The sequence below is a fragment of the Candidatus Poriferisodalis multihospitum genome, from assembly GCF_028283155.1.
Lineage (GTDB): Bacteria > Actinomycetota > Acidimicrobiia > Acidimicrobiales > Poriferisodalaceae > Poriferisodalis > Poriferisodalis multihospitum.
Map to the genome: position 1 here is coordinate 1 of NZ_JAPYOK010000057.1, position 26,284 is coordinate 26,284.

A 26,284-nucleotide genomic window follows, 5' to 3' on the forward strand; every position below is an offset into this window, starting at 1 on the left:
ACAGTGGGTCGCCGAAACTCGACGATGTCATCGAAGCGCCGCCACAATGCATCGTCGAGCAGCTTCTCGTGGTTCGTGGCGGCGATGAGGATGCTGGGCCCATCGAAGCGCTCGAGCATGTGCAAGAAACTGCTGACGACGCGCTTGATTTCGCCATGCTCTGTCGGGTCGTCGCGTTGTCGACCGAGGGCGTCGAATTCGTCGAAGACGACCACCCATTGAGACGCTCGGGCCTCCTCAAGTATTCGCCGAAGGTTCGCCGACGTTTCGCCCAAGAACGACGACACCACTGAATCGATGCGCACGCTCATGAGAGGCCAGCCGAGTTCGTTGGCAAGTGCCTCTGCCGCGCTGCTCTTGCCACAGCCCGGCGGGCCCCAGAACATCAGCTTGCGCCGTGGCGGCACCCTGTGCTCTGTCAGCAGCTTGCGGTGCTTCGTCTCGATTGCGACCGCCAGGAGAGGGTCCAATGTCCGCGGCGCCAGGACAAGGTCAGCGAACGTCTTGCGCGGCCAGAGAACATCGGCGAGCGGCACATCGTGATCCGGATCGCGAGGTGCCGCCGGCAACGGCACGAGGTCGTTGGCAGAGCGCCGGCTGTCATCTTCGGCGATTCGGCTTCGGAGATCACGAGCGAGCGCAAAGTGCTGCTTTGCTTCTTCCTCTTGGATGATCGTAAGCGCCGCTCGGCGAAATGCGGCGTCGTCCCGAGAGGTATAGGCCGAGAAGATCTGTTTCAGCTCCCTTCCCGCCATGCAGCGCAAGGTACCAGCGCGCAGTCACATAATCGGCAGGCGCGTTGACTGGCGGCGGCGGGCGCGTTGACCCCTCGCCGCCCGCCGGTGCGAAGATGAGGCCGTGCCGAACGGATCAGCCGGCGTCGCTGTGGGCGCTCGTTACCTCGCCGATGTCGTACTGGCCTGCGACGAGGACTTCTCGATGATCGAGCGCGGGGCGGTGGACGTGGGGGCCGACGGGCGGCTCGCGTGGGTAGGGGCAGCCTCGGATGCGCCCGCCACCGATGCGCCGGTGATCGACATGGGCGGCCTGCTGATGCCAGGGCTCGTGAACACTCATGCGCACACGCCGATGACGCTGGTGCGCGGTGCAGGCGATGGGCTGCCGTTGATGGCGTGGCTCACCGACGTGATGTGGCCGCGCGAGGGGCGCCTGCATCCGGAGGATGTGTGGTGGGGCATGACCCTGGGCTGCGTGGAGATGCTGCGCTCGGGCGTCACCACTACATGTGAGATGTACGCCTTTGAGCACGAGGTGATCGATGCGGGCCGTGAGGCCGGCATCCGGCAGGTCATGTGCCCGGGGGTGCTGTCGGTGGCGCACTTGGACGACTCCGGGGGCGTCGCCGATCGCGTGGGCGAGATCGCTGCCGTGCACGACGCGGTGAACGACTCATCGGGCCTCGTCACGATCGGGTTCGCTCCGCACTCGGCGTACGACCTTGGCGTGGGAGCCTGCGCGGAGATCGCCGCCGCGGCGCGCGAGCGAGACGCTCTGCTGCACATCCATGTGGCGGAGACCGCCGATGAAGGCGATGCGCTGGCCAAAGAACACGGCGGTGCCAGCGTGCCGCGCCTGCTGGCCGACGCCGGCGCGCTGGACGGGCGCGTGCTCGCGGCGCACAGCGTTTGGCTCGACGATGCCGATCTCGACATCTACGCGTCGACGGGTGTGGCGGTGGCGCACTGCCCGGTCAGCAACATGAAGCTGGGTTCGGGCGTGGCGCGGGTGCCCGAGATGATCGACCGGGGCATCACGGTCTCGCTGGCGACCGACGGTCCTGCCTCAAATGACGATCTCGACTTGTGGGAGGAGATCAAGATCGCCTCTTTGCTGGCCCGGGTCACCTCGCTCGACCCCACCGTGCTGAGCGCGCAGCAGGTGATCTCCATGGCGACCCGCAACGGTGCGGAGGCGCTTGGCCTGCACACTGGCGTGCTGGAGCCCGGTCGCTGGGCCGACATGATCCGGCTCGACCTCGACGATGTGGCATTCGTTCCGGTCACCTCGCCGCAGGAGCTGGTAGCGCATGTGGCCTGGGCTGGGGGCAGCCGCCACGTCACCGATGTCTGGGTGGGCGGCGAGCGAGTCGTGGCCGGGGGCGTGTGCCTGACGGTCGACGAGTCGCGGGCTCGCTATGAAGTGCAGCATCGGGCGCAGCGACTGGCACAGGAGTCGGGGACATGAGCGAGATGACCGAGGCGAGCGAGATCGGCGAAACCGACCGGACCGACGGCGCGAGCCACGAGCGCCCTCCGGTAGGCATCATCGCCGGGACCGGCTTCTATGAGCTGCCGGGCCTGAGCGAGGCAGCGCACCATGAGGTGCAGACCGATTGGGGCGAGGCTCACGCCATGACCGGCCGCTGGCACGAGCGGCGGATCGTCTTCGTGCCGCGCCACGGAGGCGACCATTCGATCCCGCCGTCCGCCATCAACTACCGGGCCAACATCGCCGCGATCCGGGATCTGGGGGCTACGGCCATCCTCGCCGTGAGCGTCGTGGGTTCGATGGTGCCCGAGCGGGGCACCGGATCATTCCTGCTGCTCGACGACTACTTGGAATTCACCACCGGCCGCGCTGCCACCTTCTTCGACCAGCCGGGGCAGGTCACCCACACCGACATGACGATGCCCTACGACCCGTCGCTGCGTGCTGCTCTGGCCGCTGCCGCTGCGGCCGAGGGCATCGACGTGGCGCCGACGGCGACCTACGTCTGCACGAACGGGCCCCGCTTCGAGACACCCGCGGAGATCCGCATGTACGCCCAGATGGGCGGCAGCGTCGTCGGCATGACCGGCTATCCGGAAGTGGCGCTGGCCCGTGAGGCCGGCATTCCCTACGCCGGTGTGGCCGTAGTGGCCAACATGGCCGCCGGCATGTTCGACGGCGAGATCTCGCACGAGGAAGTCTCGGCGGCGCTCGAGGCCACCGAGGAACCGCTGTTCACTCTGCTCGGCCGCACAGTGTCGACGATCTGACTGCTTGGCCGCAGACGGCTGTGTGCCCTCAATATGGCAGAATATGTGAACAAGTGTTGACAAGCCGATGCAAGAGCGCGCATGACCGATCCGATTAGCGATGCCACGTTCTCCGCCTTGGCGGACCAGACGCGCCGGGCCATCTTGGGCCTGATCGGCGAGCATGGCGAGCTCACGGTGGGGGAGATCGCCTCTCGGTTCGACGGCGTCGGCCGCACCGCGGTGTCGTCGCATCTGCGCATCCTGCGCCTTGCTGGGCTGATCACCGAGCGTCGCGACGGCCGCTACCGGCACTACTCGCTGACCTCGACGCCCGCAGACACGGTCGTCGCCTTTCTCGCCTCCGTGTACCAGAACTCCCTCGAGCAGCTAGCGGACGCGATGAACGAAGCGGTCGCCGGCGCCGGCAGCGGCGACGCTGGCCAGCGAGACGACGAGCTGAGCGCCTAGGGGCTGGCGATGGCTGAACTCGTTCTCAGCAGCGAGGTGCGGCTAGCGGCAGACCCGAGCGAGTTGTTGGCGCTGTTCGGATCCGGCGATCCATCGCTGGGCTGGCTGTTCGGTTCCGAGGCCGAGGCGCTGGCGCCCGGTGCGCTGGTGCGGCTCGCCCTTCCCATCGGTGAGGGCTCACGGGTGCACGGAACGGCGCGGGTGATGAGTTGCACGCCGGTTCGACGGATCGACCTGGTGCACGAGTCGCCCTGGTTCGGGCATGTGGCATGCCACCTCGATCCGCTGCGCAGCGGCGGCACCCGGTTGCGCATCCGGGTCAGCATCGACGATCGCGAGTTCACGCGCCTCGGGGCCGACCTGGGGCTGCTCTGCGGCGGCGACGCCGAGGGCTGGGAGGTTCCGCTGGGACTGCTCACGTCGCTGTCGGGGAGCGCGGGGATTCTCGGACGCTCGACGGTCAACTGTGCGCAGCTCGCCGTCGAGGAGATCAATGCCGACGGCGGCGTGGCAGGTCGCGACGTGCGCCTGATGGTTGCCGATGACGCCACCGATCCAGGCACGGGCGTCGTCGCGATGCGCCGTCTCTGCGGGGTGTCGGGCATCGCCGCAGTGGCGGGCATGCACTCCTCGGCCACCTACTCCGCCACCTCGCCGATCGCTGTTGCCCTGGGCATCCCATACCTCTACACGCCGACCAGCGAGGTGGTCCCCACCCATCCGCTGCTGATCCATTTCGGCGAGCGGCCGCTGGACCAGTTGCACCGAGCCCTCCCGCTCCTGGCGGAGGTCACCGGCGGCTCCCGCTGGTTCCTGGCCGGCAACGACTACTCGTGGCCCCGGGCAATCGGCATGGCCGCGCGGGAGGTCATCGAGCGCATGGGCGGCACGGTCAGCGGCGAGGGCTACGTGCCGCTGGGAACCGAGGACTTCACGCCGGTGATCTCGGCCATCGGCGAGCGCGGCACCGACCACGTCGTGTCGAGCTTTGTCGGGCAGGATCACGTTCGGTTCGAGAGCGAGTTCTCGTCCTCGGGCCTTCGCTCGACCACCCGCACGTTCGCGCCCCTCATGGATGACGCCGTGGTGGAGCATCTCGGCGAATCGGCTGCGGGCATCTGGAACGCGCTCGGTTACTTCGTCGGCATGGACTCAGCAGAGAACCGGGCGTTCCTGCGGCGCTACTCAGACCGGTTCGGCGAGTGCGCCCCTCCCGTGTCCGCAGCCGCGGAAGGCGTCTACGAAGCGGTGCACACGTGGGCGACGGCTTGCAGGTCGGGCGGGGGCACCGATCCCTCGTCGCTGCTGAGCGGCTTGCGCACGAGCACCTATCGCGGTCCGCGCCGCTGCGGCACGGGAGGTTCGCTGGAGTCGCTGCTGCTGGGGGAGGCGACACCGGCCGGGGTCCGGGTGATCGACGAGCTTCCCGTCGCAGCGCCCGCCTGATCCTCACGCGACTGGCTGAACCTGCAGCGTCAGTGTCAGGGCCCGCTGCTCGCGCATCTCCGCGCTTGACCCGGCCCGGTTGACGGGACAATATGTCAATATCTACTCACATATTGGGGAGGTTGACGCCGTGGGGAGCACACAGAAACCACGGGCGCGGTCCCGTTATCGAACCGCAGCAATCATGATGGCGCTGCTGCTCGGGATGGCCGCGGCATGCACGACGAGCGACGAAGAGCCCGCGGTCGCAGAACCAGCGGCGACCGAGGCCGAGGCGGCGCCCGCCCCTGCCGACGAGCCGTCGGACGACGGCGACGCAGCGCCCGAACCCACCGAAGCACCTGCGACCACCGCAGCGGACGAGCCCGCCGAGCCGTCGGGGGAGCCGGTGCGCATCGGGATCCTGTTCTCCAACAGCGGCCCCGCAGGAATCTTCGGCCAGCCCACGGCCAACATTGCAGAGTTCATCGAAGAGGACATCAATGCCGCGGGCGGCATCAACGGTCGGCCGGTTGAGACGTTCCTCGCCGACGACGCCACCGATCCCGCCGTCGGGCGCCAGGCCATGGAGCAGCTCATCGAATCGGACGGGGTCGACGTGGTGCTCGGCACCCACTCCAGCGCAACTCGTGAAGCCGCCAAGCCGCTCGCCGAGGATGCCGGCGTGCTGTACATCTACGCGGCCCTCTACGAGGGCGGCGAGTGCTCGCCGGTGATGTTCAACACGGGCGAGGTGCCCAGCCAGCAGCTCGCACCGGTCATTCCGTGGATGATGGACGAGACCGGCGGCAACACCTGGTTCCTGCTCGGCAACGACTACGTGTGGCCACGGCGGAGCTTCGAGCTCGCCCGGCAGTACATCGAGGCCGCAGGCGGCGAAGTGGTCGGCGAGGAGTACGTCCCGCTCGGCACCCAGGACTTCTCCTCGGTCGCCCAGCAGATCGCCGGCTCGGGTGCGGATCTGATCTTCCCAGCGCTCGTCGGCGGCGATGCCATCGCCTTCGAGACCCAAGCAGTCGACTTCGGCATCGGCCAGGACGCCATCCCGAGGCTGGCGAACATCTACGAGGAGAACGTGCTCGGCGTGATGGGACCCGCTGTCACCGCTGGCATGCGGGTCACGCTGGGCTACTTCAAGGAAGTCGACAATCCCGCCAACAACGCATTCGTGGCTCGCTACTTCGAGCAGTTCGGGGCTGACGCGCCGCCGCACATGACCTTCAGCTCGCACATCTACGACGCCGCGTTGCTGTACGCGGCTGCGGCGAATGCAGCGGGCAGCACCGACACGGCGGCTGTCGCAGCGGCTCTCGAAGGACTGTCGCTCTCGACGCCGACCGGCGACATCACCGTCACCGGCAGCCGTCACCTGGCGCAGCCGATCTACGTGGCGGAGATCCAGTCCGACGGCTCACAGCTCATCGTCCAGTCGTTCCCGGCGGTGGAGCCTGACGAGACTTGCAGTCCCTAACGGCTCGGCTTCGTAGCTCAGTCCCTTGGATGCGCTGACACTCGAGTTGCTCAACGGGCTGAGTCTGTTCGCGACGCTTGCGATCGTCGCGCTCGGCCTCGGCATCGTGTTCGGTCTGATGGGGATCATCAACCTCGCGCACGGCGAGTTCGTGATGATCGGGGCGTACGTCGCCTACGTCGCCCACGCCAACGGGCTCAGCCATTGGCTGTCGTTGCCGCTCGCCGCAGTCGTGCTGTTCGTGCTGGGCGCATGCATCGAGGTCGGGCTCATCCGACGCATCCATCGCCGGCCGGAGGTGACGATTCTGGCCACGTTCGGCCTGTCGATCTGCCTGCGGCAGGCCGTCGAGCTGATCTTCACCAAGGACTTTCGCGGCGTCCCCAACCCGGTGCCGGGCGCGACCCGAGCGCTGGGCGTGCTGTTTCCCACCTACCGCTATGTGCTTATCGGCATCGCCGTCGTCGTGGTGGTAGTGACACTGCTCGCCTTCACCCGGTCACGCTTCGGCTTGACCGTCCGGGCCATCGTCGCCGATCGCGACCTCGCGGACGCGTGCGGCGTGCGGACCGGCATCGCCAACCTCTGTGCATTCGGCATCGGAGCGGCGACTGCGGGTGTCGCGGGTGCGCTGGTCGCTCCCCTCGGAGCCATCGAACCCCAAGCCGGGCTCGCCTACCTGCCCGGAGCATTCCTGGTGGTGATCGTCGGCGGATTCAACCGGCTGTGGGGCGTGATCGCCGGAGCGCTGGTGGTGGCGGCGGTGCAAACCGGCGTCATCCACTTCTACGACGCGGTCTGGGCGCAGATCGCCTCGCTGGCGCTCGCAGTGCTGATGCTGCAGCTTCGCCGGGTGCCCGTCGAAGGAGCCACGGCATGAGGCGTGCCCTCGCCACCGGTGCGGCCTGCGCATTTGCGGCCGCGGTGTTCAGCGGCGCGTTCGGCGGCTATCGCTCGGGACAGCTCTCGCTGTTCCTGGTGTTCGCCGCCCTCGCCGTCAGCCTCGATTTCGTGTGGGGCTACTCCGGCATCCTCTCGCTGGGCCAGCTGCTGCCCTTCGGCATCGCTGCGTACACGTCGGCGAAGGTCGCCATCGCGGCGCCGTCGCTGAGCGTGCCGATGCTCATCGTGGCTGCCGGCGTGGGCGCTGGTGTTGCGGCGGCCCTCGGCGTGGCGATGCTGCGGCGCCGACCGTCTGCAGTCGTCGTGGGCCTGCTCACGCTGGTGCTGTCACTCACGCTGGAACAGCTCGCTGAGCAGTGGCGCGACGTCACGGGAGGTTTCAACGGGCTGACCGGCGTCCCCCGCCTAGGCGCCTTCGGGAGCGAGCTCTCCGATACCGCGCAGGATGTCGCGGTCAGCATGCTGGCCATCGTTGCGATCACATTGGTCGGCACGCTGCTCACGCGTCCGATCGGTGCGGTGCTGATTGGCATCCGCTCCAACGAACGGCGCATGGAGGCGCTGGGCTACAAGACGGTCCAGATCAAGATCTGGGCGTTCACCGTGGGCGGCGCACTCGCTGGCTTTGCCGGTGCGCTGTACGTGCATCGCACGAGCTTCGTGTCGCCGCAGATCTTCGGGTTCTCGCTGGCCACGAGCGTGGTGCTGTGGACTTTGGTCGGCGGGCGAGGCACCATCGTGGGCCCGGTTATCGGTGCGATAGCGATCAACTTCGCCTCCGCGACGCTGGCCGATGTCTGGCTGCAGTACTGGACGCTCGCCACCGGACTGATCTTCGTGGCCGTCGTGATGGTGATGCCCCATGGGCTGGTTCCCAGCGCCCAGCGGTTGGCTGGTCGGCCGGCCCGCCGCCGCCATCAGCCGGTGCTGCGGTCCGCTGCCAACGGCGCTGCCGCGAACTCGGGCGCAGGCGATGAGGCGCCGTCGGCTGTCACAGCCGCGATCTTCGAAGTCCGACACGTGCACAAGAGCTTCGGCTTCTTTCGATTGCTCGATGGCGTCACACTCACCATGGAAGACGCAGAGCTTCGGTGCCTCATTGGGCCGAACGGCGCAGGCAAGTCCACGCTGCTCGACATCCTGTCGGGCCAGCAGGGTTGCCAGTCTGGGCGGGTGCTGGTGCTCGGCACTGAGCACACCGGCCGCCAAGCGTGGGAATTCTCAAGACACGGGGTGAGTCGCAAGTTCCAGTCGCCGCAGCTCATCGACGACCTGTCTGTGGCTACGAACGTGGCCATCGCAGCTTGGGGAGCTCGTTCGTCGCCGTGGGCACTCATCCGTCGCCCCTGGGCTACGGCGGTGCCGCGGCCGGCGCTGGAAGTGCTCGAACGCACGCAGCTCGGTGAGCGGCTCGACATGCGGGCGGGCGACCTCTCCCACGGAGACAAGCAGTGGCTGGAGATCGCGATGGCGGTGGCAGGGGAGTGCCGCCTGCTGCTGCTCGACGAACCGACCGCGGGCATGACGGTCGCCGAGAGCCTCGAAGCGGCCGCGCTCCTTCGAGAGCTTCATCGTTCCCATCGCCTGCCGATCGTGATCGTCGAGCACGACATGGCGTTCATCCGGGCTGTGGCCGACCGCGTCACGGTGCTCGCGCGCGGTGAGGTCATTGCCGACGGCACCGTCGCGGAGGTCGAGAACGACCCCGATGTGCGGGCGATCTACGCCGGGGTCGACAGCTGATGCGGTTCGAAGCGCACGGGCTGCGCTCGGGATACGGCAGCGTGCCGGTGCTGCACGGCGTCAGCTTCTGCGTCTCCGAAGGCGAGATCGTGGCATTGGTCGGGCGCAACGGCGCCGGCAAGACCACATTGGTCAAGACGATGATCGGTTTGCTCAGGGCCACTGGTGGGCAGCTCCGGCTCGACGGCGGCGATATCACGCGGATGTCGCCGTCGCGCCGTGTTCGTGCCGGGCTGCGAGCCGCTTTCCAGGAGCGCTCGCTATTCAGCCAGCTCTCGGTGGGCGACAACTTGCGCTTGAGCGGGCACACGGTGGCCGAGCACGGCCGCGTGCTGGCCATGTTTGGTGAGTCGCTGGCGGGGCGCGAAGCTCAGCGAGCGGGCACGCTTTCGGGCGGTGAGCAGAAGATGCTCGCTGCCGCGTCGGCGCTTGCATCGACCGCGCCCATCCTGCTGATGGATGAACCGACGGAGGGCTTGCAGCCCTCGAATATCGAGCTGCTCGGCGACGCCCTCGCAGCGGCCAGGCAGGAAGGCCGTGGCGTGCTGCTGGTGGAACAGCACTTGGCGCTCGCGCTGCGGCTGGCCGACCGGTTCATCGTGCTCGAGAAGGGCGAGATCGTCGATGCGGGTACCGCCGGCGAGGCCGGCCTCGCGGAACGGCTGTCGGCGCGCCTCGCCCTATGAGATCGACCCAGCCAGACCAGCCCCGCCACACCAGTCATGCGAGAACAGACGAGCAAGTACAAAGGACGGCAACCATGACAGAACCGACGCAGATGAGCCTCGCCTCGGCGGCTCAAGCCATCAGAGCCCGAGATCTGAGCGCCGTCGAACTGCTCGACGCCTGCCTCGCGAGCATCGAGCGGACAGAGCCCACCGTCAACGCATTTGCCTCGATCGGGGCTGACGCTGCGCGCGCGGCCGCTCGGCAACTCGACGGCGGAGGGATAGCCGGACCGCTGCACGGCGTTCCCATCGCCCTCAAAGACCTGTTCTTCACTCGAGGCGTTCCGACCGAAGCGAATTGCGACGCCCTGCGGGGATTCGTGCCCGACTACGACGCAACTGTCGTGCACCGCCTGCGTCAGGCCGGTGCCGTGATCGTCGGCAAGACGAATACGCACGAGTTGGCGTTCGGTGTTTCCTGCCCGGCGTCGCGCAACCCCTGGGATCCGCAGCGTTCGACGGGCGGTTCTTCGGGAGGCAGTGCGGCGAGCCTGGCCGCCCGGCAGGTGTTCGGTGCGCTCGGCACCGATACAGGCGGTTCGGTTCGCATCCCGTCGAATTGCTGCGGTACGACGGGAATCAAGACCACACGCGGCGCAGTGCCCCGACACGGTGTGCACCTGCTCTCATGGACCTACGACACGGTCGGCCCGATGGCGCGCACCGCTGAGGATTGCCGGATTCTGCTGGAGGTCATCGCAGGCCATTCGCCCGATGACCCGTTCTCGTCCAAAGCTCCGCTGAGCGACGCCGCGGACCCCGGCGGACTCACCCTCGGTGTGCCGAGCGACAGCTTCTTCGACGAGATCGATGTTGATCCTCACGTCGGCGCCGTCATGGACGCAGCCGTCGATGTGCTGCGCACCATCGTGGCCGACACAAGTCCAGTGCAGGTGCCCAACAGCGCCGAGCACGCCCCGGCGGGCGTCACGATCGTGTTCGCCGAGTCGGCGGCGCTGCTTGAGGAGCTGCGCAGCGACCACCCTGACCTGCTCGGCGATGAGGTCCGAGGCACTCTCGAAATGGGTGCCGCGATCTCGGCGACGGAGCTTGCGTCAGCGCAAGCACAGCGGGTGGCGTTCGAGCGGTCGTGTGTGGATGTGTTCGACGATCAGGGTGTTGACCTGATCATCGCCCCGGTCAACCCCAATCAGGTACTGCCCCATGGCGCGGTCGAACTCGACGGGGTGCCGCTCATTCCCGCGACAACCCAGTTCACCTTCCCGGTCAACGGGGCGGGGCTGCCCGCCATCGCCCTGCCGGGTGGTTTCGCTCCCGACGGTCTGCCCATCGGCTTCCAGCTCATCGGCAGGCCGTACGCCGAGCGGACGCTTGCCGCGGTGGGCGAGGCCTTCCAGCGAGTCACCGATCATCACACCCGCGCGCCGCAGGCGTGACGCAGGGTCCATGGCGCGGTCAGCCCGGCACAGCGCACGCGTAGCATTCGCATTGTCCCCCGTGACAGGGAGGTGACTATGCGCAGATGGGATTCGATGGACGACTTCGAGGCCTTTCTGGATGACGGCGGATTGGTAGAGCCCGACGACGACATGCCCGACGCGTACCGCGAGGCGGTGTTCCGGTTCATCGAGCTGCACGCCAACAGCGAGTACATGGGCGGGCTGACCGAGCGCGACTGGATCGCCAAGGCACCGGGACTGACGAACAAGCTGACTGCGTTGGCCAAGACTCAGGACGAGATCGGCCACGCGCACCTGCTGTACATGGTGGCGGCCGACATGGGCGTCAAGACCCGCGACGAGATGACCACCGACCTGCTCGCGGGGCGTACGACGTTTCACAACGTGTTCCACTACCGGGCGTACTCGTGGGGCGACCAGATCGCCATTGCGTACCTGGTCGATGCGGCGGCGCTCGCCAGCCAGCAGGCCGTCTTCAAGAACTGCAGCTATGGGCCGTACAAGCGCATCCTGCGGCGGATCATCGCCGAGGAGGGCTTCCACATGCGCAACGGCGAGGAGCTGTTGCTGAAGATGGCCAAGGGCACCGCCCAGCAGCACGAGATGATGCAGGAAGGCATCGACCGGTGGTGGTGGCAGTCGGTGCAGCTCTTCGGCCCCGACACGAGGCCCGACGACGTGCTGCTGCGCTGGCACATCAAATCGGAGCGCAACGAAGACCTTCGGGACCGGTTCGTGCAGAAGATGGTGCCGCAGCTGACCGCAGCGGGCTTCACCATTCCCGACCCGGACTTGCACCAAGACCCCGAGACCGGTCGCTGGGTCAGCGGGGAGATCGACTGGGATGCGCTGAAGGCGGCCATTGCGGGACGTGGGCCCGACAGCGCCCGGCGTCTGAACGATGCACGCCTCGCTTGGGATGGAGCAGCGTGGGTGCGCTCCGCGCTGGACGAGGCCGCGGCGGTGCCTGCATGAGCCGCGCGGTTCTTGCTGGTGTCGTCGCGGCCGTCCGCCGATCCGTGTCGCAGGTGTGCGACCCGGAGTACCCGGAGGTGACCATCGCGGAGTTGGGGATTCTCGAACGAGTCAGCAGCAGCGACGGCGGCTCGACCGTTCGGATCGAGCTCGTGCCGACCATGCTGGGCTGCCCCGCGCTGGATGTCATCGCCCGGGATGTCACCGATGCAGCGCGAGCGGCGTGTGCCGGCGCCGACGTCTCGATCGAAGTGAGCTTCGTCGATGACCCCGTGTGGACGCCGGATCGGATCGCGCCGTCGGCGGTGGGCTTCCTGGCTCGGGAGTACTCGGTAGCAGTGCGAAGCCGGTCGGCGGCGGCGAGCTGCCCCATCTGCGGCAATGTCGCTCTGGAACACCGGTCAGACTTCGGGCCGACGCCATGCCGCAGCGTGGAATGGTGCCCGAGTTGCCGCAATCCGATCGAGGTCGTCGGCAGGGTTGACCTTCCGGCCGCCATTGGGGCGGCGCCAGCCAGCCGAGCCTCGGCATGAAGACCTACGAGGTGTTCCTCAAGCGTCCCGGCAAGGATCCGTTCACGCATGTCGGCGCGCTCGAAGCGCCCGACGACGACCTCGCCCTCAGCTTTGCCCGCGACTGCTACACCCGGCGCTCCGAGGGAGACCAGATGTGGGTGGTGGCCCGCGAGGACCTGCTGGTCGCCGACCCCGTCGAGCTCGAGATGGCAGATCGCCCTCACCGCCACAACGACGGTGCATTGCTGCGGGATCTGCGGCAGGCCGGAGACCCACCAGCCTCATGACCGACTCGTCTCCGGCAAGCATGGACGGCGCGCGTGAGGTGGTGCTGGCGTTGGCCGATGACGAGCTGTGCATCGGCCAGAACCTGGCGTGGTGGATAGCTGTCGGCCCGTTCCTCGAGGAGGATCTGGCGCTCACGTCGATCAGCCAGGACGAGCTGGGTCATGCTCGGGCGCTGTACGGGCTGCTGGGCGACGACGTCGACGCGTTGGCCTACGGACGCCAGCCACACGAGTACCGCAGCGCGCATCTCACTGAGCTTCCGTGCCGCGACTGGGGCGAGACGCTGGTGCGGCACTTTCTGTACGACACCGCCGAAACCGTCCGCTGGGAAGCCCTCGCGGATTCGTCGTGGGCGGCCCTCGGTGCCGTTGCGCGCCGAGCCCTGGCCGAGGAACGGTCGCACCTGCGTCACGCGTCGGGGTTGCTGTCACGGCTGCTGCGCACCGAAGCTGGCCGTTCGCAGCTGCTCCCGCTGTTCGATCAGTTCACGCCGATGGCGTGCGAGCTCTTCGAGCTCCCGCCTGGCTGCTCGCCGGAGGCACTCCTCGCCGACGGCGTGATGGATCGCAGCCTGAGCGATCAGCGCGCCGAGTGGCAGTCAGCGGTCGATGAGACCCTTGCCGAAGCCGGGTACCAGCCGCAATGGCCCGCTGACGACGCCATCACTGCATCGGCGAGCGGCCGCGCGGGTCAGCGCTCAGCGCACTTTGCGGCGTTGCACGCCGAGATGGTCGAAGTGCTCTCCATCGACCCCACGGCGGTCTGGTAGCTCGACGCCCATCGGTTCGGCGACGCCGGCGGAGCCCAGGGCGTTGCGGACGCAGGTCGACAGAGCGCGGACCTGCCACAATCGCCGGGGCTCAAAGCCGGGACGCGCAACGGAGTTGATTCATGTCATTGCGAGGAACATCTGTCGTCCGGCGCGAGGACGAGTCGCTGTTGCGCGGCCAGGGACAGTTCGTCGCCAACCTCGCAGTCGATGCCGACTGGGAACCCATGGCGCACGCCTGCTACGTGACATCGACGGTTCCCCACGCCGAGATCAGCGGCATCGATGTGGGCGCGGCACGCGACGCGCCCGGCGTGGTCGATGTAGTCACGGCAGCCGATGTCAATCTGGAGCCCTACCCGTCGCCGAACCCAGCGTTCGACGCCGCCATCGTGCGCCCGCTGCTGGCTGCGGGCCGGGTGAGGTTCGTGGGCGAGCCCGTCGCCGTCGTGGTGGCAGACAGTCCGGCTGCTGCAATGGACGCAGCGGAGCTGGTCATCGTCGACTACGAGCCGCTGCCGGCGCTCGTCGATCCCGAAGAAGCACTGGAAGGCCCGGCGCTGTTCGACGGCATGGCGGAACCGAACGTGGTAATCCGCATGTCGCTCGATGACGAGCAGGCCGATTTCGACTCATGCGAGGCGGTCGCCGAGGTCCGCACGATCAACAACCGCATCGCACCGTGCCCGCTGGAACCGCGCGTTGCGGCGAGCCGCTGGGCCGACGACGGACGCCTGCACCATGTCAATGCCGGCCAGGGACCCCACCCGGTGCGTGCCGGTCTCGCCAAGATGCTCGAACTCGACCGGTCGCAGATGCGTGTGCTCTCGCGCGACGTGGGAGGGAGCTTCGGGGCGAAGGCCCGACCGCATCCCGAGGAAGCGCTGCTGGGCTGGCTGGCAGCTCGCACCGGCAGGCCGGTCATGTGGGTGCCCTCACGCACAGACGACATGGTCGGTCTCGTGCACGGCCGCGGGCAAATCCAGTACTGCCGCATCGGCGGCACCCGTGACGGGCGCATCACGGCATTTGCGGTGCACGTTGTCCAGCAGGCCGGTGCCTACGGGAACATGGGCGCGGCATTGCCGAACAACGGTCGGGCGATGCTCGCAGGCTGCTACGACATCGCCACGCTGGGCTTCACCTCGGTCTCGGTGCTCACCAACACCACCCCGACCGGTCCCTACCGTGGCGCCGGCCGGCCCGAAGCGGCGGCGGCCATCGAGCGCGCCGTCGACGTCTTCGCCGCCGAGATCGGCATGGACCCCGCCGAGGTGCGCCGGAAGAACTTCTTGCAGCCGGAGGTCTTCCCGCTTACGACCCGCACCGGCATGCCATACGACACAGGTGCGTACGAGGCCAGCCTGGATGCTGCGCTCGACGCGGCCGGCTACGGCGAGTTGCGTGCAGAGCAGGCCCGCCGCCGCGCAGACGGCGACGACAAGCTGCTCGGCATCGGATTGGCGACCTACGTCGAGCGCACCGCAGGCATCGGACGCTCCGAGTACGGGGCAGTCGAACTGCTAGCGGGGGGTCGCATCGTGGCGCGCACCGGTTCATCACCGTACGGGCAGGGCCACCACACCTCGTGGGCGATGCTCATCTCCGACCGCACCGGCGTGCCGATGGAGGGCATCGACATCGTTCACGGCGACACCGATGAGGTGCCCCGCGGCGAGGTGACCGGCGGCTCGCGTTCCGTGCAGCTGGCGGGTACGGCCATCTGGGAAGCCTCCGGCACGCTGGTCGATCAGGCCCGCTCGGTGGCGGCGACCCTGTTGGAAGCCGACCCAGCGGACATCACGCTGGACACCGGGGCCGGAGCATTCCACGTCGTGGGCACGCCGGCGGTGTCGGTGGGCTGGACGGCGATCGCCGAACACCTCGCGTCGGCCGCCGAGGCATCAAGGGGCGACGGCGACTCAGACGGCGACAGCGCTGCGGGGCCGCGCCTGCTGCATGCTGAGGAGGTGTTCGACTCCGAAGCACCCACGTTCCCCTTCGGCACCCATGTCGCCGTGGTGGAGGTGGACCGCCACACCGGCGAAGTGGAGCTTCGCCGGCTCGTGGCCTGCGACGATGCCGGCACCATCCTCAACCCGCTGCTCGCGGCAGGGCAGGTGCACGGGGGCCTCGCACAAGGCGCGGCCCAGGCGCTGTACGAGGAGTTCATCTACGACGCCGACGGCAACCCGCTCACCGGGAACTTCGCCGACTACCCGATCATCTCTGCGGCAGAGCTGCCCTTCTTCGATCGCGTGGTGCTCGAGACACCTACGCACATCAACCCGCTCGGCGCCAAGGGCATCGGCGAGTCAGGCACGGTCGGCGCCACACCCGCCATCCAGAACGCCGTCGTCGATGCCGTTGCCCACCTCGGCATCCGGCACATCGACATGCCGCTGACCCCCCAGCGCGTCTGGCAAGCCATCACCGACGCCACTGCTGGAGTTTCGTAAGCACCAAAACACTCTGAGATTGGGTCGGCCTAGTCCTGACCCGGCTCTAACTCAGCCGCTGTCACCGCACGGACGTCAAGTTCGATGGGATTGGGCTCATCGAGTTCGTCGCCGCCTGTCACCGAACCCAGGTCACGAAAGCGCTTCGCCTGCGGAAGCACTCTGCTTTGCAACGAGCCCACGCTGTCGTTGTAGGCGCCGACCGCGCTGCGCAGGCCGCGACCCATCTTGTCGACGTGTTCGACGTAGGTAGAGAGCCGGGAATAGAGGTCGTTGCCGAGTTTGGCGACCGCCTCCGCGTTGCGGGCGATGTCCTGCCGCTGCCAAGCCAGCGCGACGGTCCGCAGGAATGCAATGAGCAATCCAGGAGTTGCGATCAGCACTCGGTGACGGTGCCACGCGTTCTGCCAGACGTCGCTGTCGACGTCCATGGCCACGTCGAGCATGGGGTCGGTGGGAACGTACATCAATACGAAGTCCGGCGACCCTGATACCCACCGGCCATAGTCGCGGTCGCCGAGTTCCTTGGCCCGCTCGCTCAGCGCGGCGGCATGCTCGACGAGGGCCTGCTGTTGCTCTGCCTCATCCGATGTCTGCACAGCACGGTCATATGCAGAAAACGGTGTCTTTGCATCGATCACGACGCTCGCTCCGCCCGGCACCTTCACCACCACGTCAGGTCGCAGCCGACCCTCGGCACCGAGTTCGCCGACTGTGGCCTGCTCGATGTAGTCAATGTGCCTGCTCATGCCGGCGGCCTCGATGACATTGCGCAAGTGCTGCTCGCCCCAAGCGCCGCGCATCTTGGAGTCGCGCAGGATCTGGCGCAGACCACTCGTCTCTGACACGAGCTGATCGACGCTCTGCGACACCTTGGCAGTGTCCTCGACACGAGCCTTGTCGGCCTTGCTGACATGCTCCTGCAATTCCTGCAGACGTTCCCGCATGGGCTTGACGAGTTCGGAGACCGTCTTGCCCGCCGTCTTGGTCTGCTCGGCGCTCAGGTCGCGGAATTCCTTCATGAAGGCGTCCCGCGTGGTTTCGCTGACTTGGGCCGCGATCTCCTTGAAGCGACCCTCGATCTCAGCCTGCTGCTTCGCCATCTCCTCGACGCGCGCGGCCCGATCGGCTTCCGCCGAGGCGAGCTGGGCCCGCAACTCAGCGAGAGCCTCGCGCTGCCCGTCCGACTCGTCGCGAGCCTTGTCGCGTTCGAGCTCAACCTGCTTCAGCCCGCGTGAACGCACGGCCCACGCAATGACCGCGCCGACAGCGAGGCCCGCCACGATGCCGAGAACGACAGCAAGACCGGTGGACATAAGGCTCACTCCTTAATCGGCCTTGATCATCGCGCCACTAGCGTCAGCAACGGTGTACGGCACAAACGCCAGGAAGCGTTCATGGGCCTCCAGCGGCAACGGCCCGGGCTCCTGAAACGCCGGGGATCCGGCGCGGCTGCCTTCGCGACGGCTCTGCTGCTGGCGACTGCGTGCAATCCGGCAGTCGACGTGGCACCTGAAATCACCCGCGCTCCCGCGACGGCCGACGGTGCACCCGATCCGACGGGGGAGATTCCGCCGTCTACGACGCAGTCAATCCGCGGAGCCGCACCGGAGGACCCGGCAGGCCCCGACGCGTCACCACGCCGGGGCGGCACGCTTCGCGTGCTGCTGGCCGCTGATCCCACGCCCATCACCGGCTGGACACCGTGGGATCACGTCTGCGCATGGTCATGCCGCAATGTGCTCGACCATGTGCTCGAGACGCTCACCGTCGTGCTTCCCGACGGATCGGTGGAACCCTGGCTGGCGGAGTCGGTGTCCGCGGACCCCTCCTTGCAGCGCTGGACGGTCAAGCTGCGCCCGGGCATCACCTTCACCGACGGCGAGCCGCTGGATGCGCTCACGGTCAAGACCGGCATCGATGACTACCTGCGCTCAGGTCGAGCCAGCAGCAGCCACCTGCGGGACGCTCGCATCACCTCGGTCATCCTCGTCGACGAGCTCACGCTGGTCATCGAAGTGGGCGAACCCAACGCCGGTCTTCCCGCTGCACTGGCCGGCCCCGTCGGGCGGGTCTTCTCGATCATCGCCGCCGAGGCCGAGCCGGAGACCTTCGCCAGAGCTCCCGTCGGCACCGGGCCGTTCGTTTTCCGGCGCTGGTCTGTGGGGGAGCCGGCGGTCTTGGAGGCAAACCCCGACTACTGGCGCACCGCGGCAGACGGCTCGGCACTGCCGTGGGCCGACGACATCGTCTTCACCCAGATTCCTGACGAGCGCCAGCGTCTCGAAGCCCTGCTCGACGGCCGCGGCGACATTCTGATGTCGAGATCGGCCGAGCTGTCCACGGCGGTGGCCGCGGCGACCGACGGCGGGGGCCGCCAGCTCACCGCCGTTCAGCGATATGACGACAACGCCGGAGTGGTGCTGTTCAACCTGCTGCGCGCACCGCTCGATGACATCCGGGTGCGGCGAGCGTTGGTGGCTGCTGCCGACCAGTCCCGACTCGTCTCTGCACTCGGCCCAGATGTCAATTGGCTGGCCGCTACGCAGTGGTGGTCGCCCGCGAGCATCTGGTATTCGGAGGAGGTCGCAGCGGCCTGGCCAAGCCATGACGCCGAGCGCGCCCATGCGCTGCTGCGTGAGTACACGGAGGACCCCGAACGATCCGACGGCCGGGATCCCGGCGAGCCAGTGCGGATCAGAGTGCTGTGCACCGACGACCTCGCCCTCGGCCGGATGACCGCCGAGCTGGAGCGCCAGTGGGAGAGCACCGGTCTCGTCGACGTCGACGTCGAGACGCTGGCCCGCACAGGACTCGTCAGCCGGGTCATGGGCTCGGTGGTCCAGAGCCCCTCCTTTGCCGGCGACTTCGGCGCAACGTGCTGGCGTGTCGGGGGCGAGTCCGACCCGGCGGTGCTGGCATCGGCTGCTGTCGGACCGGTGCGCACCACGCCGCTGAACGCGTCAAATCTGAGCGGTGAGCACTTGAGCGCCTTGGTGAGCCTGATCAAGTCGACTGACGCCGGAGATGACCGGCGCGATGCCGTTGCACAGTTCATGGCCGAACTCGCCAACGAAGCCCCCTACGTGTTCCTGGCCTACTCGTCGAGTGTGGTGGCGGCAACGGCGGCTGTCGAAGGGCTGGGGCGGATGTCGCTTCCCGATGGCAGGGTGATCGAGGGGCAACGACTCGGTGTCGGTCGCTACGACGAGGTGTGGCTGCGCCGTGAGTGACAGCATCGATCCGCAGGCCCGCGAATCACCGCCCCCGCCGACGCTCGCGCAGCTCGGCCTGCAGCGCCGAACTGTGCCCGTGCCCAAAGTGCCGAACGGATACGCGCTCAGCCGCGTCGCGGTCGAGCATCGGGGGGCCTACGAACTCGTTGACGGCACCGGCGAGGTCACCGGAGCGCTCGATGCCGCCGGGCGCCGCGCAGCCCGCTCGCCGTTCGACTATCCGACCGTGGGCGACTGGGTCGTCCGCTCCACCGAACCGCGAAGCGATCGTCGCGTGGCGATCACCGACGTGCTCGACCGCACATCATTGCTGTGCCGTCGCGCGGCCGGACCGCGGACACGACCTCAACTGGTGGCAGCCAATGCTGACACGCTCGCCGTCGTCACCACCCCTGCACCCGCCGGCAGTGGGTCTGCTGCGGACCCGGCGGCATCACACCCCGCAGGCCACCGCATCGAGTGGTACCTCACGGCGGCGTTCAGCGGTGGTGCTCGACCCGTGATCGTGGTGAACAAGATCGACACGGTGTCGAATGTCGAGTACGAGGCGACCGTCGATGCCCTGCGACGCCGACTCGGCTCCGCGGCGGCTGCCGTGCCGATCCTGGCTACGAGCGCTCTCGACGGGCACGGGCTCGACAGCCTCGGCGCCCTGGCCGGCGACGGCGGGACGGTCGCCCTCAGCGGCCCGTCCGGGGTCGGCAAGTCATCGCTGGTCAATCGGCTCGCTGGAGCCGAAGTGATGCCTGTGGCCCCTCTGAGTCCGGACGGTCGTGGACGGCACACGACGGTGCGGCGTCAGTTGGTACCGGTCGGCGGGCCCGATGGCGGCACGTTCGTGGACACCCCGGGCCTGCAGGATCTGATCCCCTGGAGCGGTGATCTGGGCCTCCCGGCAGGGGCGGCCGTGCTCGACGGCTTGGCGCAGACGTTTGGCGATGTCACGGCGCTCGCTCAGCACTGCCGCTTTGCCGACTGCTCACACACGGTCGAACCAGGTTGCGCGGTCATTGCTGCGGTGCAATCCGGCGAGCTGGCGGCGCAGCGCCTGAGCACGTATCTCGAACTCGTTGCGGACATGGCGGGGGATCGATTCGGCGATCGGAGCAGCCCGCGCTGAGGTGCGACCCCTACACGGCGCCGAGCTCCGGGCTCAACGGCCCTTGAACTCGGGTCGGCGCTTGTTCATGAACGCGTCGACGCCCTCTTGGTAGTCCTCGCTGTCGAAGCACGCCCGGATCATTGCCTCCACCTCAGTGAAGTCACGCTGAGACTCCGGCTTCTGCCATTGGGTCAGCGCCGCCTTGGCGGCAGCAATGGTCAGCGGGGCGTTCTGGCCGATGAGGTCAGTCCATTCCTCCACCGACGCCTCGAGGTGCGCCTTGGGCACTACCCGGTTGACGAGACCCATCTGCAGGGCTTCCTGCGCTCCGAACCGGTCGGCCAGGAAGAAGATGCGCTTGGCCGCAGAAGGTCCGACCAGCCGCATCAGCGTGCCGATGCCGGCTGCGCCGTAGCCGAGTCCGAGGCGGGCCGCGGGGATCGTGAACTGCGCATCCTCGGCGGCAACGCGCAGGTCGGCTGTCAGGGCCACCGCGAGACCGCCGCCGATGCAGTAGCCGTGGATGGCAGCGATGAGCGGCTTGGACAGTCCCAGCAGCGAGGCATGCGCTCTCGACGTCGTGTCGTCGTAGTCACGGTTGCCGCTTGCGTCTGATCGCTGCTCGCCGAATTGGCTGATGTCGGCACCCGCCGCGAATGCGCGCTCACCGGCGCCGCGGATCACCACCACCCGGATCTCGCGGTCGTTCTCCAGCTCGATCGCGGCGTCGGTGATGCCGTTCCACATCTGCGCGCTGGTACCTGCCCGCTCACGGCGGCTGACGCTACCGCCCGACCCGCAGCCGTGCCGGTAGTGCTCAGGACTCAGGCGGGACCCAGCTCGCGTCGCGACGCTCGCGGAAGGCCGCGATGCCCTCAGCCGCCTCGTCGCTCTGGAACAGCCGCTGACTGAGTTCGGCGGTCCATTCCCACGCCTCCTCGCGGGGCATCTGGGGCACCCTCGCGACGAGTTGCTTCGTGTTGGCCAGCGCGTTGGGGCCTCCGCGCACGAGGCGACGCAGCGTCTGCGATACCTCGTCGTCCAGCTCGGACCGCGGCACCGCTCGATTGATCAGCCCGGCCGCGGCCGCCCGGGGGGCGGGCACGCGCTCGCCCTCCAGGAACAGCTCGCTGGCATCGGCACGGCGCAGCTTCGGCAGGCACACCACCGAGATCACCGCAGGTGCCACGCCGATGCGGACCTCGGTGAAGCCGATGATGGCGTCGTCGGCGGCAATCGAGATGTCCATCGCCGCAGCCAGACCCACGCCGCCGGCGGTGACATGACCTGCCAGCCGGCCCACCACAGGCTTGTCGCAGGCCATGATCTTCTCGAGGATCTCCACAAAGTTGTGGCGCAGCGTCGGCTGGGGCACACCGGGCTGGGCGGCGCGCAGGTCCGCACCAGCGCAGAACGTGTTGCCCACGTGGGTGAACAGGATCGCTCGCACCCCAGGATCGGCCAGTGCCGCTTCGAAGTGATCGCCGACGCCGTTCACGATCTCGACGCTGAGCGCGTTGCGGTAGTCGGGCCGATTCAGCGTGATCGTTGCCACCCCGCCTGCGACCTCGTAGAGCACAGCCGCATCGGGGTCGTCTATCGGCGTGCGATTGTCGGTGCCGTCGCCTGCAAGGTCCTCTGACATCGCGGCGATGCTAGAGGCTGGGCCAGAGGCCAAGCCGTGCCCCGAGCGGCCCGCGAGCGAAGCGAGCTGGAGCGGGAACCGCAGGGCGAAGCCGTGGCCCGAGCGGCCGGCGAGCGACTCCTAGGCTCCCTCAGATGACCGGACTTCTTGCACAGGCCGAATCGGCGACCGACGCGGTCAACGCGTTGCTGGAAGTCAGTCGCGTCAACGAAGTGTGCGGCCCCGAACCCAGTTGGGTCTGCGAGCGCATCTACGACTGGACGGGCAGCGAGGGCTTCGCGTCGGCCTCGGTGTGGATCGTGGACAAGCCGCTCACGGTGCTGATCATCCTGCTGCTGGCCATCATCGCCCGCCGGGTCGTGCGACGGGCCATCGATCACATGGTGGAGCGCATCGCTTCGGACAAGAAGCACGCCGAAGAAGACGAAGCCGCCCGCACCGCCGAGGAGGGCCGAACCTGGGACCCCGAGCGGCTCGCCGACAAGATGAAGCAGCTGCGCGAGCGCACCGAGCGCGCCAGCCAGCGGGCCACGACGCTGGGCACGCTGTTCAAGAGCATCGCCACCACCATCATCTGGGCCGTCGCGCTCATGATGCTGCTCGGCGAATTCGACGTGAATCTCGGGCCGCTCATCGCAGGCGCCGGCATCATCGGTGTCGCCGTCGGCTTCGGCGCGCAGTCGATTGTGCGCGACTTGCTGACTGGCGTGTTCATGCTGATCGAGGATCAGTACGGCGTCGGCGACGTGGTCGACCTCGGCGATGCGGTCGGAACGGTCGAGTCGGTCGGGCTGCGCACCACACGCCTGCGCGACATCGCCGGCACGGTCTGGCATGTGCCCAACGGCGCCATCGCCCGGGTGGGCAACATGTCGCAGCTGTGGGCCCGGGTGCCGCTCGACCTCGACGTGGCCTACGACACCGACCTCGACGAGGCCATGGCGATCATCAAACGAGTCGCGGACGAGGTGTGGCAGGAGCAAGGCGAGAGCACCACAGTGCTCGAAGAACCCACCCTGTCGGGAGTGCAGGCCTTCGGTGCCGATGCCGTCACCATCCGGGTCATGCTCAAGACCGAGCCATCTGAGCAGTGGGCAACGGCGCGCCTGATGCGCAGGCGCATCAAGGCCGCATTCGACGAGGCTGGCATCGAGATCCCGTTCCCGCAGCGGACGGTCTGGGTGCGCAGCGGCGAGCCCGACGGCGAGAACGGCGAGCGGCGTGTCAGCGCTTTCGAGACCGTGGCGTCGCCGATGGAGGCCGAAGACCCCGACACCGACGGCGCCGACAGCGACCTGTAGCTGCTGCGGCGATTCAGGCGTCGGCTGGCGCGAGCGTCACGCTGACTTCGGGGTGAGCGAGCGAGCCGTCTGCCACGAACGTCAGGCTCTCAATGCGTCCGGCATCGATCAAGTCGGCCCGCGTCTGCTCCAGCGTCGCGATGTGCGCATCCGCGGCGCCCACCGTCACCTGCTCTGCGGGCACGCGAAGGCTGCGCCTGGCCTCTGTCTTGGCCCGGCGAACCTCGCTGAGCACCGAGGCGGTGAGCTCGAAAGCGCCCGAGGGATGGTCCGGAACAAGCGCGTCGATCTCTCCTGCATCGGGCCACGTCGACTGGTGCACTGAACCGCCTCGCCACCACGACCAGATCTCCTCGGTGACGAAGGGCAGGAACGGCGCGAACAGTCTCAGCAGCACGTCGAGCGCCGTCGTGAGGGTGAGATGCGCGTCAGCCGCTGCCTCGTCGCCCTGCCCGCCATAGGCCCGGCCCTTGGCCAGCTCCACGTAGTCATCGGTGAATCGCCAGAAGAACTGTTCCGACCGCTCGAGCGCTCGCGCGTAGTCGAAGTCCTCGAAGGCGTCAGTAGCGGCTCGTACCAGCCCGGCGAGCTCAGCCAGCAGCGCTGCATCCAGTGCGTTGTGCACCCGGCTGGCACGACCGTCTGGACCGGCGCCTGTGGTCGCCACGGGAGTCGCGCCACGGGTCAGCGTCAGAGCGAATTTCGCTGCGTTCAGCAGCTTGATCGCCAGCCGGCGCCCGATCTTCATCTGCCCTTCGTCGAAGGCCGTGTCGGTGCCAGGACGGCCGTTGGCGGCCCAGTAGCGCACGGCGTCGGCCCCGTAGGTGTCGAGCAGGTCGACCGGCGTCACCACGTTGCCCTTGGACTTGGACATCTTCTTGCGGTCCGGATCGAGGATCCAGCCCGACAGGGCGCAGTGGTGCCAGGGGGCACAGTCATGCCCGAGATGGCTCCGCACCGCCGTCGAGAACAGCCAGGTGCGGATGATGTCGTGGCCCTGGGGGCGCATGTCCATTGGGTAGGTGCGTTCCCACAGGTCCGGATCCTCGCTCCACCCGCATGCGATCTGCGGAGTCAGCGACGACGTGGCCCACGTGTCCATCACGTCGTGATCGCCGACGAAACCGCCCGGCTGTCCCCGTTGTGATTCGTCGTAGCCAGCCGGCACGTCGCTGGAGGGGTCGACCGGCAGCACGCTGCCGTCCGGCACCAGCGGCTGTTCCCAGACCGGCTCGCCGGCGTCGTCGAGCGGGTACCACAGCGGGATCGGCACCCCGAAGTAGCGCTGGCGGCTGATCAGCCAGTCGCCGCTCAGGCCCTCGATCCAATTCGTGTACCGGCCCTGCATGTACGGCGGATGCCAGGTCATCTCCGAGCCGCGGGCGATCAGCGCGTCGCGCAGCTCGGCGTCGCGCCCGCCGTTGCGGATGTACCACTGGCGGCTCGACACGATCTCCAGCGGCCGGTCGCCCTTCTCGAAGAACTTCACGGCATGAGTGATCGGGCGGGGCTCGCCGATGAGATCGCCGGAGTCTCGCAGCAACTCGACCGTTGCGGTGCGGGCGCCGCCCACCGTGCGGCCCGCCAGGCGTTCGTATGCCTCGCGGCCTGCGGCTCCTTCGATGCCGTGCGGCGGGTCGGGGGTGATGCGGCCCCGGCGGTCCACGATTGCCCGCACCGGCAGGTCCAGCTCGCGCCACCACGTGACGTCGGCGGTGTCGCCGAATGTGCAGATCATGGCGATGCCGGTGCCCTTGTCGGGCTCGGCGAGCTTGTGTGCCACCACCGGCACTTCCACGCCGAACAGCGGAGTCAGCACCGTCGAACCGAATAGCGGCTGGTAGCGCTCGTCGTCGGGGTGGGCCACGAGCGCCACGCATGCAGCCAGCAATTCCGGTCGGGTGGTCTCGATCTCGACTGTGCTGCCTGCTGATGGGCCGTTGTGCGATCGGGGCGGACCGGTGCGGTGGAACGCAATGCGGTGGTAGGCGCCGGGCCGCTCGCGGTCTTCGAGCTCAGCCTGGGCCACAGCAGTGCCGAAGGTGACGTCCCACAGCGAGGGCGCTTCGATCTGGTACGCCTCGCCGCGTTCGAGATTCCCGAGGAATGCACGCTGTGCGATCCGCTGGCAACGCTCGTCGATGGTGGCGTAGGTCATCGACCAGTCCACGCTCAGCCCGAGCTGGCGCCACAAGGCCTCGAAGGCGTGCTCGTCTTCGGCAGTGAGCACGTGGCACAGCTCGATGAAGTTCCGGCGCGAGATCGCCAGTTCGCCGCGGGCCTCCACGGCCTTGGCGTCGCCGCCGTCAGCAGGCGGCTCGAAGTTCTCGTCGTAGGGCAGCGAGGGGTCGCAGCGCACCCCGAAGTAGTTCTGGACGCGCCGCTCGGTGGGCAGGCCGTTGTCGTCCCAGCCCATCGGGTAGAAGACCTCGTAGCCCGCCATGCGCCGGTAACGGGCGATGTTGTCGGTGTGGGTGTAGCTGAACACGTGCCCCATGTGCAGCGAGCCGCTCACGGTCGGCGGCGGGGTGTCGATGCTGAATACCTGCTCGCGGGTGGCACTGCGATCGAAGCGGTACACGCCGTCGGCTTCCCAGCGCTGCGACCACTTCGCTTCGAGCCCGTCGACGGTGGGCCTGTCGGGCACCTGCGTCATGCGCCGCAAAGCTACCGGCGTGCCCCACCGCAGGCCGCTCTTGGGCACCGGCCAGTTGCGCGATGTCTCGCGGGTACGTCAAAAGCTGTCATGAAATTGTCACAGAAGTGCAATGACATTGACTAATGTGTGCGTTGGTTGCCGCCTGCGGGGGCGGTCGGCAACTTCAGCCGTATT

22 protein-coding genes are annotated in these 26,284 nt (G+C 68.0%); 17 read left to right on the plus strand and 5 right to left on the minus strand.

What is annotated here, in order from left to right:
* A partial coding sequence (locus VI480_RS05045; protein ID WP_323671729.1) for an ATP-binding protein occupies positions 1-755 on the minus strand: 755 nt, incomplete at its 3' end.
* Between the two features lie 103 nt (positions 756-858).
* Here VI480_RS05045 and VI480_RS05050 point away from each other — a divergent pair.
* The 14 genes from VI480_RS05050 (at position 859) to VI480_RS05115 (ending at position 16,167) form a co-directional block, all read left to right on the plus strand.
* Entirely contained in the window at positions 859-2,205 is a 1,347-nt protein-coding gene (locus tag VI480_RS05050; protein ID WP_323671730.1) for an amidohydrolase, read from the plus strand.
* A complete protein-coding gene (locus VI480_RS05055; RefSeq protein ID WP_323671731.1) occupies positions 2,202-2,999 on the plus strand; it encodes an S-methyl-5'-thioinosine phosphorylase in 798 nt (265 codons plus the stop codon). The genes VI480_RS05050 and VI480_RS05055 overlap by 4 nt, the downstream gene beginning before the upstream one ends.
* Before the next feature lie 81 nt (positions 3,000-3,080).
* A complete protein-coding gene (locus VI480_RS05060; RefSeq protein WP_323671732.1) occupies positions 3,081-3,449 on the plus strand; it encodes a metalloregulator ArsR/SmtB family transcription factor in 369 nt (122 codons plus the stop codon).
* 9 nt (positions 3,450-3,458) lie between these two features.
* Positions 3,459-4,895 (plus strand): substrate-binding protein, encoded by a 1,437-nt coding sequence (locus tag VI480_RS05065; protein WP_323671733.1) that lies wholly within the window; start codon positions 3,459-3,461, stop codon positions 4,893-4,895.
* 184 nt (positions 4,896-5,079) lie between these two features.
* Positions 5,080-6,366 (plus strand): substrate-binding protein, encoded by a 1,287-nt coding sequence (locus VI480_RS05070; protein WP_323671734.1) that lies wholly within the window; start codon positions 5,080-5,082, stop codon positions 6,364-6,366.
* A gap of 25 nt (positions 6,367-6,391) precedes the next feature.
* Positions 6,392-7,246, plus strand: coding sequence for a branched-chain amino acid ABC transporter permease (locus tag VI480_RS05075; protein WP_323671735.1), 855 nt, complete (start codon positions 6,392-6,394; stop codon positions 7,244-7,246).
* Positions 7,243-9,012 carry a branched-chain amino acid ABC transporter ATP-binding protein/permease gene (locus tag VI480_RS05080; RefSeq protein ID WP_323671736.1) on the plus strand — a complete coding sequence of 590 codons (1,770 nt, stop codon included), beginning with the start codon at positions 7,243-7,245 and terminating at the stop codon, positions 9,010-9,012. The genes VI480_RS05075 and VI480_RS05080 overlap by 4 nt, the downstream gene beginning before the upstream one ends.
* Entirely contained in the window at positions 9,012-9,698 is a 687-nt protein-coding gene (locus VI480_RS05085; protein WP_323671737.1) for an ATP-binding cassette domain-containing protein, read from the plus strand. The genes VI480_RS05080 and VI480_RS05085 overlap by 1 nt, the downstream gene beginning before the upstream one ends.
* 74 nt (positions 9,699-9,772) lie before the next feature.
* On the plus strand, positions 9,773-11,137 hold the full coding sequence (locus VI480_RS05090; protein ID WP_323671738.1) for an amidase: 1,365 nt from the start codon (positions 9,773-9,775) through the stop codon (positions 11,135-11,137).
* A gap of 78 nt (positions 11,138-11,215) precedes the next feature.
* Positions 11,216-12,136: a 1,2-phenylacetyl-CoA epoxidase subunit PaaA gene (gene paaA / locus VI480_RS05095; protein ID WP_323671739.1), complete on the plus strand. Its 921-nt coding sequence runs from the start codon at positions 11,216-11,218 to the stop codon at positions 12,134-12,136.
* Positions 12,133-12,669, plus strand: coding sequence for an iron-sulfur cluster assembly protein (locus tag VI480_RS05100; protein ID WP_323671740.1), 537 nt, complete (start codon positions 12,133-12,135; stop codon positions 12,667-12,669). Before paaA ends, VI480_RS05100 begins: the two co-directional genes overlap by 4 nt.
* Positions 12,666-12,938 carry a hypothetical protein gene (gene paaB / locus VI480_RS05105; protein WP_323671741.1) on the plus strand — a complete coding sequence of 91 codons (273 nt, stop codon included), beginning with the start codon at positions 12,666-12,668 and terminating at the stop codon, positions 12,936-12,938. Before VI480_RS05100 ends, paaB begins: the two co-directional genes overlap by 4 nt.
* The gene (gene paaC / locus VI480_RS05110; RefSeq protein WP_323671742.1) at positions 12,935-13,708 is read left to right on the plus strand and encodes a 1,2-phenylacetyl-CoA epoxidase subunit PaaC; all 774 of its coding nucleotides are present in this window, start codon (positions 12,935-12,937) and stop codon (positions 13,706-13,708) included. The genes paaB and paaC overlap by 4 nt, the downstream gene beginning before the upstream one ends.
* Before the next feature lie 122 nt (positions 13,709-13,830).
* Entirely contained in the window at positions 13,831-16,167 is a 2,337-nt protein-coding gene (locus VI480_RS05115) for a xanthine dehydrogenase family protein molybdopterin-binding subunit (protein WP_323671743.1), read from the plus strand.
* Positions 16,168-16,196: 29 nt separating this feature from the next.
* Here VI480_RS05115 and rmuC read toward each other — a convergent pair whose 3' ends face one another.
* Positions 16,197-17,483, minus strand: coding sequence for a DNA recombination protein RmuC (gene rmuC, locus VI480_RS05120; RefSeq protein WP_323671744.1), 1,287 nt, complete (start codon positions 17,481-17,483; stop codon positions 16,197-16,199).
* Between the two features lie 189 nt (positions 17,484-17,672).
* Here rmuC and VI480_RS05125 point away from each other — a divergent pair, with 189 nt between their 5' ends.
* Both VI480_RS05125 and rsgA read left to right on the plus strand, forming a co-directional pair.
* Positions 17,673-19,400, plus strand: coding sequence for an ABC transporter substrate-binding protein (locus VI480_RS05125; RefSeq protein WP_323671745.1), 1,728 nt, complete (start codon positions 17,673-17,675; stop codon positions 19,398-19,400).
* On the plus strand, positions 19,393-20,523 hold the full coding sequence (gene rsgA, locus VI480_RS05130) for a ribosome small subunit-dependent GTPase A (protein ID WP_323671746.1): 1,131 nt from the start codon (positions 19,393-19,395) through the stop codon (positions 20,521-20,523). Before VI480_RS05125 ends, rsgA begins: the two co-directional genes overlap by 8 nt.
* A gap of 33 nt (positions 20,524-20,556) precedes the next feature.
* On the opposite strand, the gene VI480_RS05135 is transcribed toward rsgA, so the two are convergent.
* Together VI480_RS05135 and VI480_RS05140 are read right to left on the minus strand one after the other, a co-directional pair.
* Complete coding sequence (locus VI480_RS05135; RefSeq protein WP_323671767.1) at positions 20,557-21,384, minus strand: enoyl-CoA hydratase; 828 nt, start codon at positions 21,382-21,384, stop codon at positions 20,557-20,559.
* Positions 21,323-22,150, minus strand: coding sequence for an enoyl-CoA hydratase/isomerase family protein (locus tag VI480_RS05140; RefSeq protein ID WP_323671747.1), 828 nt, complete (start codon positions 22,148-22,150; stop codon positions 21,323-21,325). The genes VI480_RS05135 and VI480_RS05140 overlap by 62 nt, the downstream gene beginning before the upstream one ends.
* 134 nt (positions 22,151-22,284) lie before the next feature.
* Between VI480_RS05140 and VI480_RS05145 the strand changes: the two genes are divergently transcribed.
* Positions 22,285-23,451: a mechanosensitive ion channel family protein gene (locus tag VI480_RS05145; protein ID WP_323671748.1), complete on the plus strand. Its 1,167-nt coding sequence runs from the start codon at positions 22,285-22,287 to the stop codon at positions 23,449-23,451.
* A 13-nt stretch (positions 23,452-23,464) separates the two neighbouring features.
* Here VI480_RS05145 and valS read toward each other — a convergent pair whose 3' ends face one another.
* Positions 23,465-26,107: a valine--tRNA ligase gene (valS, locus tag VI480_RS05150; RefSeq protein WP_323671749.1), complete on the minus strand. Its 2,643-nt coding sequence runs from the start codon at positions 26,105-26,107 to the stop codon at positions 23,465-23,467.
* Positions 26,108-26,284 lie beyond the last annotated feature (177 nt).